At 39.8% G+C, this 17,723-nt stretch carries 17 protein-coding genes and 1 riboswitch; of the genes, 7 read left to right on the top strand and 10 right to left on the bottom strand.

Features of this window, described 5'->3' with window-relative positions; translation table 11 throughout:
- Window positions 1-19 precede the first annotated feature (19 nt).
- The 5 genes from J655_RS16360 to J655_RS16340 all read right to left on the bottom strand — a co-directional run bounded on the left by J655_RS16360 (window position 20) and on the right by J655_RS16340 (window position 5,344).
- Window positions 20-1,078, bottom strand: a complete 1,059-nt coding sequence (locus J655_RS16360; RefSeq protein ID WP_032006052.1) for an SPOR domain-containing protein — start codon at window positions 1,076-1,078, stop codon at window positions 20-22.
- Window positions 1,069-2,355, bottom strand: coding sequence for a bifunctional tetrahydrofolate synthase/dihydrofolate synthase (folC, locus tag J655_RS16355; protein WP_017482182.1), 1,287 nt, complete (start codon window positions 2,353-2,355; stop codon window positions 1,069-1,071). Before folC ends, J655_RS16360 begins: the two co-directional genes overlap by 10 nt.
- Window positions 2,352-3,248, bottom strand: a complete 897-nt coding sequence (accD, locus tag J655_RS16350) for an acetyl-CoA carboxylase, carboxyltransferase subunit beta (RefSeq protein WP_032052662.1) — start codon at window positions 3,246-3,248, stop codon at window positions 2,352-2,354. Before accD ends, folC begins: the two co-directional genes overlap by 4 nt.
- Window positions 3,245-4,048, bottom strand: a complete 804-nt coding sequence (trpA, locus tag J655_RS16345) for a tryptophan synthase subunit alpha (protein WP_002116163.1) — start codon at window positions 4,046-4,048, stop codon at window positions 3,245-3,247. Before trpA ends, accD begins: the two co-directional genes overlap by 4 nt.
- A 246-nt stretch (window positions 4,049-4,294) precedes the next feature.
- A complete protein-coding gene (locus tag J655_RS16340; RefSeq protein WP_017482184.1) occupies window positions 4,295-5,344 on the bottom strand; it encodes an AraC family transcriptional regulator in 1,050 nt (349 codons plus the stop codon).
- A gap of 121 nt (window positions 5,345-5,465) precedes the next feature.
- On the opposite strand from J655_RS16340, the gene J655_RS16335 reads away from it, so the two are divergent.
- Entirely contained in the window at window positions 5,466-6,341 is an 876-nt protein-coding gene (locus tag J655_RS16335; protein WP_025468518.1) for a metal-dependent hydrolase, read from the top strand.
- A gap of 8 nt (window positions 6,342-6,349) precedes the next feature.
- On the opposite strand, the gene J655_RS16330 is transcribed toward J655_RS16335, so the two are convergent.
- From J655_RS16330 to J655_RS16315, 4 genes are read right to left on the bottom strand one after another with little or no spacing between them, the layout of a single operon-like run.
- A complete protein-coding gene (locus J655_RS16330; protein WP_017482186.1) occupies window positions 6,350-7,345 on the bottom strand; it encodes a DUF2804 domain-containing protein in 996 nt (331 codons plus the stop codon).
- A 37-nt stretch (window positions 7,346-7,382) separates the two neighbouring features.
- On the bottom strand, window positions 7,383-7,895 hold the full coding sequence (locus J655_RS16325) for a DUF1543 domain-containing protein (protein ID WP_032052661.1): 513 nt from the start codon (window positions 7,893-7,895) through the stop codon (window positions 7,383-7,385).
- A 9-nt stretch (window positions 7,896-7,904) separates the two neighbouring features.
- The gene (trpB, locus tag J655_RS16320; protein WP_017482187.1) at window positions 7,905-9,134 is read right to left on the bottom strand and encodes a tryptophan synthase subunit beta; all 1,230 of its coding nucleotides are present in this window, start codon (window positions 9,132-9,134) and stop codon (window positions 7,905-7,907) included.
- Complete coding sequence (locus tag J655_RS16315) at window positions 9,109-9,777, bottom strand: phosphoribosylanthranilate isomerase (protein ID WP_032006058.1); 669 nt, start codon at window positions 9,775-9,777, stop codon at window positions 9,109-9,111. Before J655_RS16315 ends, trpB begins: the two co-directional genes overlap by 26 nt.
- Window positions 9,778-9,903: 126 nt before the next feature.
- A riboswitch (cobalamin riboswitch) is annotated at window positions 9,904-10,111 on the top strand.
- Between the two features lie 23 nt (window positions 10,112-10,134).
- On the opposite strand from J655_RS16315, the gene J655_RS16310 reads away from it, so the two are divergent.
- The 3 genes from J655_RS16310 (at window position 10,135) to J655_RS16300 (ending at window position 13,513) form a co-directional block, all read left to right on the top strand.
- The gene (locus J655_RS16310; protein WP_017482189.1) at window positions 10,135-12,051 is read left to right on the top strand and encodes a TonB-dependent receptor plug domain-containing protein; all 1,917 of its coding nucleotides are present in this window, start codon (window positions 10,135-10,137) and stop codon (window positions 12,049-12,051) included.
- A gap of 95 nt (window positions 12,052-12,146) precedes the next feature.
- Window positions 12,147-12,725: a cob(I)yrinic acid a,c-diamide adenosyltransferase gene (locus tag J655_RS16305; protein ID WP_017482190.1), complete on the top strand. Its 579-nt coding sequence runs from the start codon at window positions 12,147-12,149 to the stop codon at window positions 12,723-12,725.
- Window positions 12,726-12,799: 74 nt separating this feature from the next.
- Window positions 12,800-13,513, top strand: coding sequence for a glycerophosphodiester phosphodiesterase (locus J655_RS16300; protein WP_032006060.1), 714 nt, complete (start codon window positions 12,800-12,802; stop codon window positions 13,511-13,513).
- 28 nt (window positions 13,514-13,541) lie between these two features.
- Here J655_RS16300 and J655_RS16295 read toward each other — a convergent pair whose 3' ends face one another.
- Window positions 13,542-14,075, bottom strand: a complete 534-nt coding sequence (locus J655_RS16295) for an META domain-containing protein (RefSeq protein WP_032006062.1) — start codon at window positions 14,073-14,075, stop codon at window positions 13,542-13,544.
- A gap of 208 nt (window positions 14,076-14,283) precedes the next feature.
- On the opposite strand from J655_RS16295, the gene J655_RS16290 reads away from it, so the two are divergent.
- The 3 genes from J655_RS16290 (at window position 14,284) to J655_RS16280 (ending at window position 17,653) form a co-directional block, all read left to right on the top strand.
- Complete coding sequence (locus J655_RS16290) at window positions 14,284-15,456, top strand: acyl-CoA desaturase (protein WP_032006064.1); 1,173 nt, start codon at window positions 14,284-14,286, stop codon at window positions 15,454-15,456.
- Between the two features lie 99 nt (window positions 15,457-15,555).
- Window positions 15,556-16,998: a protein adenylyltransferase SelO gene (locus tag J655_RS16285; RefSeq protein ID WP_032006065.1), complete on the top strand. Its 1,443-nt coding sequence runs from the start codon at window positions 15,556-15,558 to the stop codon at window positions 16,996-16,998.
- Between the two features lie 73 nt (window positions 16,999-17,071).
- A complete protein-coding gene (locus J655_RS16280) occupies window positions 17,072-17,653 on the top strand; it encodes a L,D-transpeptidase family protein (protein WP_032006066.1) in 582 nt (193 codons plus the stop codon).
- Window positions 17,654-17,723: the final 70 nt, after the last annotated feature.

The following is a 17,723-nucleotide window of genomic DNA, read 5'->3' as shown; positions in this document are numbered from 1 at the left end:
AGTGGAATTTTTAATTTGGTTAACGTTGGTCTAACGGTACCCAGTCAATCACCCACGCTGATTTCATGTTTAAACTTGAATCAGAAGTAATTTTCTTACGAGCAGCATCTGCTGTATCACGGTCTTTTGCAGGTCCAACCATAATACGAATACCCTTACTGGTTGGGCTTGTAGTGACCTTATAGCCTTTAGCTCGTAATTTAGAAACAACTGCATCTGCATTGGCTTGGTTAGCAGCCAAAGCGACTTGAACCATCCACTTTTTATCGCCATTTTCAAGCAGTTCACGTGCTTTTTCAGCTTCAGCTTTTTTCTCAGCCTCAGCTTTTCGTTTAGCATCGGAGGCTTTTTTATCAGCTTCTGCTTGTCGTTTGGCTTCAGCAGCTTTCTTGTCTGCTTCTGCTTGGCGTTTTGCTTCAGCAGCTTTTTTATCTGCTTCTGCCTGTCGTTTAGCTTCAGCTGCTTTCTTTTCTGCTTCTGCTTGGCGTTTTGCTTCAGTTGCTTTTTTGTCTGCTTCTGCCTGTCGTTTAGCTTCAGCTGCTTTCTTGTCTGCTTCTGCTTGGCGTTTTGCTTCAGCAGCTTTTTTGTCTGCATCTATTTTTGAAGTATCAGTTATTTTATTCACCGTATTGGTTTGCTGGTTTTTAGCTTTCGCCTCACCCACTAACTCCGGTGGAATATTATCTGAACTTTCTTGAGCCGCTGTACGGCGCGCATTAATCGCAGCGTACTCTGCTGCAGCTTTACGAGCAGCATCAGCTTCAGCTTGCTGCTGCATTGCTAAGAACTCAGCTGCACGTGCTTCTTGTTCAGCAACGGCCTTTTCACGTGCACGACGCTGTTCTTCTAGCAAACGTTTTTCAGTCTCAACATCAACCGCAAGCGGTTGTAGTTGTACCATTTGCCCTTCAGTTGTCTGTTTTGGTTTAGTTTGAGTTTTTGGCGATGTGGATGCGGATGGTTGAGCTTCAACCTGTTTTATTTCCTCATTTCCTTTTAGAAGTAATGCTGCCAATAAAACACCACCTCCTAGTAAAACAACGCCACCCATCCAGCGTTGTTTGTTATTCATTGACATTCTTCCAAATACTCCCAAATCGCTTCTAAAGTATGAAACGAACCACAGGCCAAAATCAGCTGATTGTTATTTGTTTGCTCAAGCGCTGATTTAAAAGCCTCTTTGATATTGCCATATTGTTGTACTGTCTGGCCTTGCAAGGCATCATTGAGTTGCTGAATCGGTGCAGCACGCGGCACATTCAATTCAGCAATTTTCCAATGTAAAACAGTAGGTTTCAATAAATCGACCACTGATTTTATATCTTTATCTGCCAGCATTGAAAATACTGCGACAACTTCTGTGTACTGTTTATTGTATTCTAAGAAATTTCGCAATTGCTTTAACAAAAATTCAACACCATGTGGATTGTGCCCAGCATCAAAAATGACCGTTTTCCCGTCCACTTGGCGCTGTTCAAAACGCCCTGCTAAGCGAGCAGATTGAATACCTTTTTCTAATGCTGACTGAGAAATCTCTAGTCCGCTATTTAAAATGGCCGCAACTGCTCCTGCAATATTTTCAATCGCTAATGTACCTAAAGGAAGTTTTAAAGTGGTTCCTTCCGAAGCAAAGTACCAGTTTTGTCCATCTTCTGCGAGCTTATAAAAATAATCACGATTAACGGTATATAAGTCTGCTTGTGAACTTTGTGCTTTATCTTGAATTGCTTGCGGTAATTGTTGCTCACCCGCGAAGATAACCGGAATATATGGACGAATAATGCCTGCTTTTTCAAAAGCAATTTTTTCGATGGTATCGCCTAACCAGTCTATATGATCTAGGCCAATATTAGTAATCACTGCAATGTCGGGATCAATCACATTGACGACATCTAAACGTCCGCCCAAACCGACTTCGAGCACCCATACATCACATTGTTGTTGTTTAAAAATAACAAAAGCAGCCAAAGTGGTTGCTTCAAAAAAAGATAAGCTTAAATCACAATCGCGACGAGCCTGATCGACTTGAACAAAAGCATCAATCAGACTTTGATCATCGACTTCAACTCCACCTAACTTAACTCGCTCATTAAAGCGATAGATATGCGGTGACTGATATAACCCAACTTTATAACCCTGTGCGTTTAATATCGCAGCCAGTGTGGTTGTGGTTGAGCCTTTACCATTCGTTCCGGCTACTGTAAAAACTTTAGCATGAGGCTGAGTTACACCCAGCTTTTCTGCAACAGGAATTACACGTTCCAGACCAAGATCTATCCCTGTAACGTGAACATGGCTCCAATAATTGAGCCATGTATCTAAAGAGTCTATTGAAAGTGGAGCTTGTTGGTTCAAGGTAAGTTCATCAATTTCGATACAAGTCGAGATACAGTATCACGTAAAGCATGACGATGAACAATCTGATCGATTACACCATGATCAAGCAAATATTCAGCACGTTGGAACGGTTCTTCAAGAGTTTCACGTACAGTCTGCTCAATTACACGCTTACCAGCAAAGCCAATCATTGCTTTAGGTTCAGCAATATGAATATCACCCAACATTGCTAAAGAAGCTGTTACACCACCATACACAGGATGTGTTAACACGACGATATATGGTAAGCCAGCATCTTTTAATTTTTGAATCGCAGCAGAAGTACGCGCCATTTGCATAAGCGACAACATACCTTCTTGCATACGCGCGCCGCCAGAAGCTGCGAAACAGATTAATGGCTGACGTTTTTCAATTGCAAGCTCGGCAGCCTTTACAAAACGATCACCTACAACTGTACCCATTGAGCCGCCCATAAAGTCGAACTCAAAAGCACATGCAATCATATCTACGCCATTTAAGTTACCTTGCATGGCAATTAACGCTTCCGTTTCACCAGTTTTGCTTTGCGCTTCACGCATACGATCTGGATACGGTTTAGAGTCAACAAACTTTAATGGATCTTTTGCAGTAAATTCTTGACCCAATTCAGTTACAACATTATCGAAGAACCAGTTCAAGCGGTCACGAGCTTTCATTCGTAAGTGTTCGTCACATTGCGGACAAACATATGCATTGAAAGAAATTGCTGTACGTGTCACTAGTGCATGACATTCAGGACATTCAATCGTTGGCTCAGTAAATGTTGCTTTGAGAATTTGTTGCTCATCTGCGACTTCAATACCTGGAACCGGACGTTTTGTCCATGGTGTCGAAGGGCTAAGAACTTTCCCTGATTTCACTTCTTGATTCATACTAACTCATCGAGCGCTGCTCGAAGCTCCTTGACTTTACTCACCGTCTGTTCAACAGCGTCATCCGCTGCCAACGTTGCAAAATTTTTAACGAAAGCACTACCTACAATCACGGCATCAGCAACATTACCCATTGCTTTTGCTGAAGCGGCATCACTAATACCAAAACCAACACCCACTGGAATATTAGTGGCATTTTTGATTTTTTGAATACGCGCAGCAGCTTCTGCCGTATCAAGTGTTGCTGCTCCAGTTACACCCTTAAGTGAAACGTAGTAAATAAAACCACTTGCCTGATTAGTCACATGTTGAATGCGTTGATCTGTAGAAGTTGGCGCAAGCAAGAAAATTTGGTCCATATCATGTTGTTTCAACACAGCACCAAACTCTTTTGACTCTTCTGGTGGTAAATCCACAAGTAATAAGCCATCTACACCACATTGTTTCGCATGAGAAACAAACTTCTCGTAACCAATCACCTCAACCGGATTGAGATAACCCATTAAAACAACAGGTGTCTCCTGATCCTGCTCACGGAACTCTTTTACCATGTTGAGTGCATCCAACGTGTTAGTCCCTGCTGCAAGCGCACGTTCAGCTGCAAGCGCAATTACCGGACCATCAGCCATTGGATCTGAAAATGGTAAACCAAGCTCAATGACATCTACTCCTGCCGCAACCATTTTATGCAGTAACGGAACCGTTACTTGTGGCTGTGGATCACCCGCCATAACATAAGATACAAGCGCTTTACGTTGTTGGGACTTAAGCTTTTCAAAACGGGTGGCAAGACGTGACATAGGGTTGTGCTTTCCTTGAATTATTTAAAATTGAGGAGTTGTTTGTAGAAATACAAGAACATCGCATTTTAACGCTATTTTTTGTCCATTGAACAGGTCTAACGTTATGGCGATATTCGATTGTATGATTCATACAACCCATGGTGTACATTTATCAATATTTTGAAACTTTTCTCAATGATCAAAGCTTCCTATTTTCGAGCCATTATTAGATTGCTTCCCGATCAAAAAACAATCACACAAAACTTATTTCTCAATATTTTTATTGGCGAGTTGTAATTCCTTTTTCCGCGTGAGTAAAGTTTGTCCTGTCAAATTTTTATGAGCCCGTGCAAGTGCCGACTGATCGGAATATCCTAACTGTTCAGCAATTGTGGTGAGGCTTTCATTTTGGTGAAGTAATATTTCACAGCGTTTCATGCGTTCAGTATCTAAAATTAATTTAAATGAAGTATTTAATGACTGTAATTGACGCTGCAAGCTTCGTACTGAAATATTCAACTCGATGGCAATATCCTCTATTTTAGGGGCTTGTTGCTTATGTTTAAAATATTCATGAACAATCCAATGTATTTGCTGGGCTAAATCTGTATGTATTTTCCGCTGAGCTAATGCCTCTTCTGCTTGTTTCACCAAAAGTTGCATTAAGCTGGGGTCCGCATGTCGAGGACGAACATTCAATCCCTCACTTGCAAAAGTTAATGCATAGTAAGGTTGCTCAAATGATAATTTACATTGAAAGAAACGCTGATAGTGAACTAAGGGACCACGTGAGCGGTGCACAAACTCAACATGCTGCAAGAGAAAATCATGGAAAGGAGCAATTTGTTTAGCAAGCTGAACCATAGCAGCTAAAGTCAGCTCACAAAGTATGATATTACTGGCATCAACTAGCGGCCAATACAGACGAATGTTAGAAGCATCTTGTTCAACTTGCATAGGCACGACTTGCTCACCGTCAATCACGAGACGATGAAATTTCATGACATATTCAAGAACCTCTGCAAAGCTGCCACTCCGAGAAGCCATATATCCCAGTACACCAAAATTGGCAGGTGTAATACAAGTTGCCATTTCTAGGGCTAAATTAGAAACTTGTAGACGAGACTCTGTCAGCTCTAAAAGTTCAAGAAAAAAGTTTAAAGAAGATTGAGCATCAATAGATGAAGCTAAAATATTTTGAACTTGACGGGCCTGAACATCTGTAAGGTTTAATGCCTGCCAATCGATTCCTTTCTCTTTTAGATAAGTATTCCACAGATAAAAGTAGCCATTTGAAATCGTAAAATCCTGCATGGCTCATCCTTTTTTTAATGCCATCTTGTCGCAAACTGTATAAAAATTGGCAATAACTGTCAAAACAAAGCCGACTATTAGCGACATACTAATGAACATGTTAGATGCGAGAAATAAAAATATGAACGCACATGTTTCTTATCAGGTCGAGCCAGTAGTTCGTAAAGATCTAGATTTTCATTTAAACGAAGCGCCTCGCTTTTGGTTTAATAATGATCCTTTTTTGACTCGTATGTTTGATGCGCTCAGCTTAACCTTTCCAGATGGAGAGCGTTATTTTATTGAATGTGTCCGTATGTTCCGAGACAAAATTGATGATCCTGAACTACAAAAACGGGTTGCAGACTTTATTAAACAAGAAGCTCAACACGGTATTGCACATGACAAAATGAATCAGCTCATGAAAGAGCAAGGCATGCCTGTTGACCAGTTCACAGCCACACTTAAAAGAATTTTTCGTTTTGAACTCACCAAACGCTCACCACAATACAATATTGCGATGACAGCAGCAGCGGAACATTTAACAGCGCTAATGGCAGAAACGTTTTATAGCCATAAAAAAACTTTAGAAAATGCTCACCCCTATGTTCGAGCGCTGTTTGCTTGGCATGCCATTGAAGAGATGGAGCACCGCGATGTTGCTTTTGATGTCATGAAACAAGTAGGTGAAGTTCCTGAGTCGACTCGTCGTTTTGTATTGGTTCTTACGACAGTACTAATGTTTGGCTTTACACTCTATCGCACCAACATCATGTTGAAATGTGATGGCTTTAGTCCAAGAGAAAGACTCTTGATGAACCTTAAAGGTTTACCTTGGTTCTTCGGCAAAAATGGCACATTAACTGCCATGAAAAGCCAATATTTAGATTGGTTTAAAAAAGACTTTCATCCAAGTCAGCATCCAGTCATTCGTCAATATCCTGTTTGGATTGAAACACTCGAAAAGACAAATGATCCTATTGCAGCTGGTGAGGCATTCTGGCAAGCAGGTTTATAACCTGCTTGTTACCATTTCGCATAATGTTGTTCTAGTAAACCATATTGTTCGTAGCAATTGATGATATCGGTTGCCTCATGCTCAATCGTTCCGCTAATTTTAGCTTGCCACTGATTGAACTGGCTGCCGATCATTCTTAAATTAATATTTTCGTATCGGCACCAACCAATATGGACCTGTAGATTAAGTTTTTGATCTAAAGAGCTAATTTGCCAAAGCTCATCATTTACTTTTTCAAATAAAACATCAGTTAGTGGAAATAAAACTCCGTTAATCCATAAGCAGTTTTCATTACCAAAACTTTCATTAACACCAGAAGCTAAATTTAAACCAATACGACGCCCTTGCTCATCCCAGAAATTACATGAAAGCCAGAACCAAGCCGTTTCAGGTCGCAAAAAACCGCAGGTATCATCTAAAGAGGCAAATGTCTTTTCATCAAATTGTACGACTTGGTTTTGCTTATTAATAAACATTCCCTCTACAGCCAATGTGGTCTGCTTTTGGGTATAAGTCCAACCATTGATGCCAGTTGGTGTACACAAACTTAATATATCGGTTCCAGCACAAAAAATACGAGCGCTAAGCTGAATCTCACCATATTTAGTGACTCGAATGTATCGCACACCATTGGCATGCTGGATATCAAACTGATAAGGCGATTTAGAAAAATAACTTTGATTAAATAAGGGCTGTTCATCAAGGTAGGTTTTATGCCCCAAAGGCTGAATCGCATTCCACTCGATGACTTGCTCTGTTTCATGGTCATAAATATAGAAAAAACCGTGCCCAACCCAGCCAATATCTGCAATTGCCAGACCAATACTATAGTGTTTATGTTGAATGCCGCAGAATTTAAATTTTTTATATTTTAATTGCTTACGCCAGCCTTTAAGGACCTTACCGTAAGGGGTTTTATAAATATAATGTTGTACGTGAATGGTTGACGGTACAGATTCAAAACGCCCGTAGCGAGGCTGTCCATTTTCTTGAATTAAATCCATTTACCCACTTCCATATGAATATTAGATTTCAAATGACCTATACCACGGTCAAATACGTATTTTCCCAAATTGTTTCAGCAAAATCGCCTTTTATTAAATGAATATAGCGCCCTGCTACACAATCTATCGCTAAGCAGTCATCAATATCAATGACTCGATCTGTATGTGCTTTTTGCCACTGCCGATCTATAAATTGTTTACCTAATTGTTTGGCAGCTACCGCATTCGGTGCAACCACAAACTCATAACGGTGAAGTTCACCGAATTCACTTGCATTATATCCGCCCAGATTAATTAAATATAATTTTAAATCATCTGGTTGTGGAGCAGCATCTGTAAAATGAATTTGATAATTTTGCCCTTGAGAGCTAACTCCTGAGAGCTTGGCCCAAGCATCAATATGCAATCCTTGAGCCTCCCCAAACCAAGCCTGTTTAAGTTGAGGATAAACTTCTTCCAAAGTATCTCCTATAGCCATGCCTACATCATGAACTTCTGTATTAGCGCGAGCATGACGCCCGCCTAACATCACCATAAACAAACTTGGCATTTTTTCCTCTTACATCTCAACCATTTCTACGCCATCAATGCGTGCAACTGTCATTAAGTCTTTATCACCACGGCCTGAAACAGTCGCAATAATAATCTGATCTTTAGACATCGTCGGTGCAAGCTTAGAGACGTACGCCATAGCATGCGAGCTTTCAAGTGCAGGAATAATCCCTTCGATTTTGGTTAAATCACGGAAACCTTGTAGAGCTTCTGTATCATTAATCGGCACGTACTCTACGCGCTTCATATCTTTCAAGAAGCTATGTTCAGGGCCAACACCCGGATAATCAAGGCCTGCCGAGATACTATGTGTCTCAATAATCTGGCCTTGTTCATCACTCATCAAGTAAGTACGGTTACCATGTAATACACCCACGTGACCCGCATTTAATGGTGCAGAGTGTTTACCAGTTTCAATACCAAAACCAGCTGCTTCAACACCATACATTTTCACGTTGGCATCGTTTAAGAATGGATAGAACAAGCCCATTGCATTTGAACCGCCACCCACACACGCAACTAATGCATCTGGTAAGCGGCCTGCTTGCTCAAAGATCTGTTTGCGTGCTTCACGGCCAATAATCGACTGGAAGTCACGAACCAATTGAGGATATGGATGTGGGCCTGCAACTGTACCAATTACATAGTATGTCGTATCAACGTTGGTTACCCAGTCACGCATCGCTTCGTTCATGGCATCTTTCAGCGTTTTAGAACCACTTTGTACAGGAACAACTGTAGCACCCAACAAACGCATACGATAAACGTTCATCGCTTGACGCTTAACGTCTTCAGCACCCATATAAACAACACATTCGAGACCTAAACGTGCTGCAATTGTTGCTGTTGCTACGCCATGCTGCCCTGCACCAGTTTCGGCAATAATACGTTTTTTACCAGAAAGCTTTGCCAATAACGCCTGACCAATCGTGTTGTTTACCTTATGTGAGCCTGTATGGTTCAAGTCTTCACGTTTAAGGTAAATTTGCGCACCACCTAACTCTTTTGACCATCGCTCAGCATAATAAAGTGGACTAGGACGACCTACATAGTAGGCGAGGTCACGGTCGAATTCTGCCAAAAACTGTTCATCATTTTTCATGCGAGAATAGAGATTTTCTAAATCTTCTAATGCCGCCATTAGAGTTTCTGACACAAAACGTCCGCCATGGATACCGAAATGCCCTGCAGCATCTGGGTACTGTGTATAGTCAATCACATTGTTTTGCTGATCCACGTTGGACTCCTTGCATAAATCGTTCAATGAGTTGTTGGTCTTTTATACCTTTTGCGGACTCTACGCCTCCGCTCACATCTACTGCAAAAGCACCGGTAGTATGAATAGCGTCAATGACATTGTCAGGGCTTAAACCACCTGCCAAGATTAATGGAATATCAAGTTTTGGGAACTTAGACCAGTCAAACTGATGTCCTGTGCCCCCTTTGAGCTCAGGATGCCACGCATCGAGCAATACAGCACTGGCACCAGCCGCCTGATATTTTTGAATTTCAGCAACTACATCCAGATCAGGTTTAACCTGAATCGCTTTATACCAGCGACGTTTACAATGGCGAGCAATTTCCTGACATTGTTCTGGAGTTTCATCGCCATGTAGTTGTAATACATCTAGGGGAACACAATCAAGTACATCCTGAATTTCAGTAGCACTCGCATTTACAAACAAACCTACCATTTGTACATAAGGCGGAATTACTTTTGCTAATTCTTGGGCCTGTTCAACTGTTACATGTCTTGGACTTGGCGGAAAAAAAACAAAACCAATCGCATCCGCTCCAGCAACAACAACTGCCTGAACATCTTGCATCCGAGTAATTCCACAGATTTTTGCTCGTGTACGTTTTTGGTTTGATGGGTTCATGATCTGCCTAAACTACGACCATTTCTTAAAATAAGCGCCATTGTAATGCAATTTTTGTCCCTTGCGTAAAAGTTCTCTGAGAATTGCTCCAAATGACATTGTATGAAGTAAATCGCCACTTTATACTGCGTAAAATTGGAAGCAAGTGTAAGCAATTCATGCTTTAGGGAAGCTGGTGAAAGTCCGGCACTGCCCCCGCAACGGTAACAATGTAAAGCATATTTTTTAAGTCGTTCTCGACTTACGCCACTGCAGTAATGTGGGAAGGTGAATATGTCCATAACATAAATATGGCGCTGAAGTCCGGAGACCTACTTGTTTCATCTATCTACCCGATCATTCACGTGGGGTGAATGTATGGAGCATGTTATGTCTAAGTCTTTTCAACCTACTCGTCTGGTAGGGGCTATCGCTATTGCGATGGGGTTTTCACCTGTTATTTTTGCTGAAGATGCAACGAATGTAACTCAGCTTGATCCAATTGTAGTGACTGCTTCAAAAAGTGCTGAAAAAGCAAGTGAAGTTCCGGCGCGGATTTCAGTGATTTCAAAAGAAGAAATTGAAAAAAATCCTATTTCAAATTTATCTAATATCTTACAAAAAGATGCATCTATTTATATCAAACAAAATGGTGGTCTTGGACAAGGCACTAATCTTTTGATTCGTGGTACAAATCCAAATCATGTACTGTTATTAAAAGATGGAGCACGTCTAAATACTCCAAATACCCTTTCCCCAATCTATCCTGAACTTTTAGATACAACTAATCTTGACCGCATTGAGATATTAAAAGGTCCTGCATCAGTTCAATATGGTACTGATGCGATTGGTGGTGTGATCCAAATGATTACATCTACACCTGAAAGAAACTCTGCATTCGTTACAGGTATTTATGGTGAAGATAATACTTATAAGGCCATTATTGGAACAGATTTAGTCAGTGATGCAGGATTCTTTGCTCAGATTCGTGGGCAAAGTATGGAAAGTGATGGAACACATATTTTCAACACACAACCAGACAATTTAAAAGCTGCTTATGATCAAAAAGGTTATAGCGCAAAATTAGGATATGACAATAAAAATAATTTAAATACAAGTGTTGAAATTTCTCAAAATAAAGGCGCTAATAATTATTCAGACAATGGTGGCATAAGTAATACAGCTAAACGTGAGTTTGACAATCAGTTAGTCAGTACCAGAGTCGAATACAAACCGACAACTAATATCACTATCAATACAAGATATTCTAATTTTAAAGATACACAGAAGTATCGTGAATCATCACCTTATCATGCCGACACTAAACGCAATGAAGGTGATTTAAATGTTAAGTGGCAATTTACACAGGCACAAAACATCTTGGTTGGCACAAGTATTGATAATACAGAGTATCAAGATGCCTCCATTTTAAATGGAAAGCAAGATATTGACTCTACTGGCTATTATCTACAACATCAATATAAAACTGATAAAATCAGCACGCAATTAGGCGTCCGCCTCGAAGATAATGAAAAATTTGGAACACATAATGTAGGACAAGGGGCTATTCGTTACTTTGTATTACCGTCAACCAGTATATATGCAAATATCGGAACAGCATTTAGAGCTCCTTCACTTACTGAATTGTATTATCACAGCGAAGCGGATTATGGTTCTTTTGGAATTTATCATACTTATGGGAATACTAATCTAAAACCAGAAGAAAGTACTTCATATGAAATTGGCTTAGATCATCAGTTTACTCCTGCATTAACAGCATATTTATCGGCATACAAAACAGACGTCAAAAATTTAATTGCCTCAACTTCAAGCTTTGATGTTGCAACTAATACAACGACTAGTACTTATGAAAATCTAAACAAAGCACAATTTTCTGGTGGAGAAGTTGGATTTAAATGGAAACAAGATGATCTATTTTTATCGACTGAATATGCCTATGTAAAAACTGAGAATAAAGAAACTGGTTTAGAAATTGCTTATCGACCTAAACAAACACTTACCTTAACTACAGGTTTAGAAAATGCTGTTTACGGTGTTAGCGCTTCTGTTATTGCCCGCTCTAGCTCTAATGCGCAGAATAGCTCTAATCCACAAAAAGTACCAGGCTATGCTACTGTCGATTTAAATGCTTACTGGAATATCAATCCAAACGTTAAAGTATTTACTAATATCGAAAATGTAGGTGATGCTGAATATAAAACAGTTTACAACTTTAGTAACTGGTATGTGAACGGTGGCCGTCAAGCTTCTGTTGGCGTAACTTTCCGTTATTAATTTCTCACACCAACTATAAAAATATTTTCTTAACTCCAGTTTCGGGGTAATGTTCTGACCGACATTATCCCTTTTTTATGTTCAGGATATCCATCATGGGACACCGTTTAAGCAAAATCTATACACGCACAGGCGACTCAGGTACAACAGGTTTAGGCGATGGTTCTCGTGTTGCCAAGGATGATTTACGAATTACGGCACTTGGTGATGTTGATGAACTCAACGCCATTATTGGGGTACTTCGTGCTCAAATCACAGATAGCCAAGTAACTGATAAGGCTGATTGGGATAAAAGCTTAAGTCTAATTCAACATTGGCTTTTTGATTTAGGTGGAGAGGTTTGTATTCCAAATTACAATCTACTCCAGCCAGTTTGTATTGAATTTCTTGAAAAAGAAATTGATCGTATGAATGAAGACTTACCGATGCTTAAGGAGTTTATTCTACCGTCTGGTTCTTTATCTTGTAGTTATGCTCATCAAGCCCGTGCCGTTTGCCGCCGTGCAGAGCGATCACTCATGTCGGTGCAAACTCGTGATCAAAATATTCAAGCTACAGCACTCCAACTTTTAAACCGTCTATCTGACTGGTTATTTGTCGCATCGCGTGCTTTACAGCGTGCCGAAGGCGGACAAGAAGTACTTTGGCAAAAAAATATTAATGAGATTATTTAAAAATAGATTAGATTAAACATGGTCTCTACTCATTTTAAAGAGACCATAGTTAAAATATTTCATAGAAGAAAATTATGCGCGTTATTGGTCATCGTGGTGCACGCCGAGAAGCTCCTGAAAATACACTTGGTGGGTTTCAGCATATAAAAAATTTAGGTATTCGTGGTGTCGAATTTGATATTCGTCAGCTTCAAGACCAAGAGTTAGTTGTTATTCATGATGACAATTTTTTGCGTACAGCTGGAGTCGATCAAATTGTAGAGCAATCGACTTTGGCTCAAGCGTTGTTATTCGATCATCGGCAAGGCTGGCCCAATTGGCCAACTTCTGAATCAACACCGACCCTTACAGGTGTTTTAAACTTACTTGATAATTTCGATCATATTGAAGTTGAAGTTAAAGCTGTAAGAGATATGGCGTTGGCCGAAAAGCTCGTTCAAAAGCTTGAGACGGAATTACAGGGCTTTGAAAAAGTTGTAACCATCACAAGTTTTGATCTTCAAATTTTAACTGCCTTAAGCGATATAAACTCTCAATTTAAACGCGGATTGTTAGTTGAACTTCCTGTTGGGGCAACGGCAATTGAACTCGCGCATCAATATGGTTGCGGTCATATTGGTTGGCATGATCAGCTGGCAACAGATGAAATGATCCAACTATCACATCAAGCTGGTTTGAACATTAGTGTCTGGACAGTCAATGATGTAGAAAGAGCAAAAAGGCTGCGTGATTTAGAGGTTCAAGGCTTAATTACAGATATTCCAACTACGATGTTACAAGCCCTGTAAATATAAAAAAGGTGGTAAAAACCACCTTTTATTTCTTTTGTGCCTGAATGAGGCGCTGACCACTCTGGTCAAGTAGATATAGGGTATTACCTACGAGTTGAAAGCGTTGAATACGTTGCAAAGCATCTACTAGCTCTGCTTCTTGAGCCAAAGCACCATCACAGCTTGAATGGCCTGCATTTACTTGCATATCAAGTTTTTGCTGACTGAAGTTAAATGTATAACGGCCAAAAACAGCATTACAGCCAGTATGTCCCGATACTGTTTTGACTGCTGAGTTCAGTGAAAGAGTAGGCCATTGGTTAAAAAATTTTGCCTTATGACCACTGATCTGAGTGATCTGCCAATCAATATCTTGAATGCCATCTAAACTCACTCTCTTTTTTACAACAGGGGTTTGAGTCTGATGAACTGTTCTTTTTGTTTGAACTTTTTTCGTAGTTTGTTCGGGTGCACTTTGACATGCGGCTAATACAAGACTGATTGTGACCAAGACACACTTCAATGATAATTTTCTTGAAATATCAATGCTGTTCTTTTTTTTCAATCGTTGTACGTTCATTAAACAACTTCTCCTGCTTGAAAAACTCTTTGACATAGTTTAATTCTGTTACGGTTCTTTCAATACATCTGTACAATAATGCTAGTGATTCTCACTAAGCACGTGCTAATATGAAGGATAGAATAGCAATATATCTTGATGATTGGTTTTGCTATGTCGTTTTGTCTTTGTACCTTGTTTCACAAGGATTCTAGGAGCGCTGCCGGATATGACTTCCGCCCCACTCAAAGCCCCAATTAACTGGACCGCTAGCATTACCTTAATTGGTTTACCAATTCTTGCCGCAATCATAATCCCGATTTATGCGTATTATTATGATTTTAGTGTAAGCGCATGGGTAAGCTTATTTTTTCTTTTAGCTCTAAGTAGTATGGGGATTACTGCTGGTTACCATCGCCTTTGGGCTCACCGAGCTTATGAAGCGTCGTTACCGCTTAAAATTCTTTTAATGATCGGTGGAACATTTGCCGTGCAAAATAGTATTTTGTTCTGGGCATCTGGTCACCGTACTCACCATCGACATGTTGATAATGTTGATGAAGATCCGTATTCAATTGAGCGTGGTTTTTGGTATGCCCATATGGGTTGGATGATCCGTGATCACTCACCATCTGAGCCAGACTTTAAAAATGCACCAGACCTACTCAACGATAAATTGGTCATGTTCCAACATAAATACTACGGTTTACTGGTAGTTGCAGTTCATGTTAGTATTTTAGGCTTAATCGGTTGGGCGACTGGCGACCTATGGGGTGTAGTACTCTTGGGTGGTTTAGTACGTTTAATCATTAGCCATCAAGTAACTTTCTTTATTAACTCACTTTGCCATATGTTTGGTAAACGTCCTTATACAGACGAAAACTCAGCACGTGATAATTTCTGGTTAGCCATTGCCACTTGGGGCGAGGGTTACCACAACTATCACCATATCTTCCAATACGACTATCGTAATGGTGTGAAATGGTGGCAGTATGACCCAACAAAATGGTTGATCTGGTCATGTTCTAAAATTGGTTTAGCTAAAAATTTACGTCGCATCCCAAGCTTTAATATTAAAAAAGCAGAACTGGCGATGAAATTTAAATACGCTGAACAAGACCTCGCTATTTATGGTCATGATGTAAATGCAGACATTACTCAAATGAAGCAACGTATTGCACAAGAGTACGAAGCATTTACACATACATTAAATGATTGGGCAAAACTTAAAGAACAAGAGTTACAAGCTAAAAAAGCAGCAATGGCTGAAAAGATTCATAGAATGGATCATAAGCTTAAAGTTGATTTCCAATTGCTTGAACACCGTTTAAGTCATCACCGCGAATGCTTAGAAACACTTATGCGTAGTGTTAAAAAGAATACCAATGTGGTGTCAGACTAAAATAAATTCTGATCTAAAATAGCTCTTTCGGGAGCTATTTTTATGCCTGCTTTTTAACTGTGTTATAGTGAAATCTGCTCTCTCTATTTTGCTAATCCTATGCAGTTTAATCCGCTCTACCCTTCACTTCCGTCTAAACTATTTCATGTTCAGCAGCCATCACCCTTACGTGGTGCAAAAGCAGGACATTTTAACAGTGCTTTGGCTGATGAACTGCAATGGTCAGAAGACGATAAAAATACATGGGTTGAGATCTGTAGTGGACAGCGTACATTCCCTGAATTTCCGTCTCTTGCGATGGTCTATGCTGGCCACCAATTCGGACAATGGGCAGGACAACTCGGCGATGGACGTGGCTTACTGATTGCGCAAATACTAAATACAAAGGGTCAAACCATTGACCTACATCTCAAAGGTGCAGGCCCTACCCCTTATTCAAGAATGGGAGATGGACGAGCAGTATTACGTTCTGTGGTCCGTGAATATTTAGCAGGACATGCTCTAAATGCTTTAGGCGTCGCATCTAGTCATGCAGTCGGTTTCACAACCTCGACTCAAGGCGTACAGCGTGAAAAATTAGAGTTAGGTGCAATGCTACTCAGAACATCTGAATGCCATATTCGTTTAGGGCACTTTGAATGGATTAATCAATATGCGCCTGAGTTGCTGTCAGAATTCACTCAAAAATGTATTGAATGGCATTATCCAGAATGTCTAGAAACCGAAAATCCAATTTTATCCTTTGCTAAAAAGGTGGTTGAGCGTACTGCAATCATGATTGCGAAATGGCAATTGGTTGGGTTTGCTCACGGCGTGATGAATACAGATAACTTAAATATTACAGGTTCAACACTCGATTTTGGCCCATATGGTTTTATGGAGCGTTTCCGCCCGAACTGGATCAACAATCACTCGGACTACCAAGGTCGTTATACTTATCAAAATCAACCGAGTATAGGCCATTGGAACTTATGGACGTGGCTAAACAACTTAATTCCTCTCGCTGAACCTGAACAAAAAGATAAGTTTAAAGAAGAGTTAGCACGTTGCTTAGAACAATTTGAACCAATCTTTTTAGAACACTATGGACAAGGTTTATGTCAAAAAATGGGACTTCCTCATTTCCATAAAGACAGCCTTGATTGTAGTTTTGCATTTTTAAGAATCTTACAAACTGAACAACTCGATTACACTCAAAGTTTTATTCGTCTTCAAAATAAAGAATACAAAGCTTTACGAGATGATTGTCTTGATATTCGACAGTTTGATGAGTTTCTTAGCCAATATGAAAGCATTCGTGAACATCAAGATATTGATGAACTTGATGCAAATATGCAAAAAGCAAATCCAGTTTATATTTTACGTAATCACATGGCGCAGCGTGCTATTGAAGCAGCTGAACGAGATGATTTTAGTGAGGTAGATCGTTTATTTAAGCTACTTAATCACCCATACACAAAACAACCAGAGCTTGAGCAACCACAAGACTTAGGGCCATTACCAAGTGATGTTCCAGATGTAGCAGTGAGCTGTTCATCTTAATATTAAAAAACTAAAACTCTCTTAAGTTAATTTGAGACACTTAAGAGAGTTCATTGAGTATAAAAAATAATATATGAAAATTAGACCGTTCATTATTTGCACACTTCTTATCATTCCACTGGGAATCGCTTTTTATAATTATGAAAGATATTTACCGACTTTTACGTCAAGCCATCAAGCGCTCTCAAAAGAAGAAATATTAGAACTCATAAAGACCAAGCCAGTTACCTCAATTGAAGTGTTTAAAAACCAACGCCTACTTCTGCTCAAGAGTAATCAGGGCGTGATTCGGCAATATCCGATTCGTCTCGGCTTTAATCCCAATGGACATAAACACTTTGAAAATGATGGTAGAACACCTGAAGGGATTTATTCTATAGATTGGCGAAACTCACAAAGTGCTTACTATAAATCTTTGCATATTTCCTATCCCGATGCGAAAGATATTGCTTATGCCAAGCAACATAATCAACCAACAGGAGGAGATATCATGATTCATGGATCTGTTCCGAAATCATTACTCTCGATACCTTTTAGCTCGACTTATATGCCCCATAAGGATTGGACGTTAGGATGTATCGCGGTTAGAAATGTAGATATAGATGAGATTTGGCAATTAGTACCCAATCATACCAAGATTATAATTTATCCATAAAATCTTTAAAACTATCCACATTTTCTGTGGATAACATTGTGGTTATCCACAGAATAACTTTTATGAAGAC

This window comes from Acinetobacter sp. 1294243, assembly GCF_000588015.1.
Taxonomy (GTDB): Bacteria; Pseudomonadota; Gammaproteobacteria; order Pseudomonadales; family Moraxellaceae; genus Acinetobacter; species Acinetobacter pittii.
This window is presented reverse-complemented; position numbering and strand designations above follow the sequence as displayed.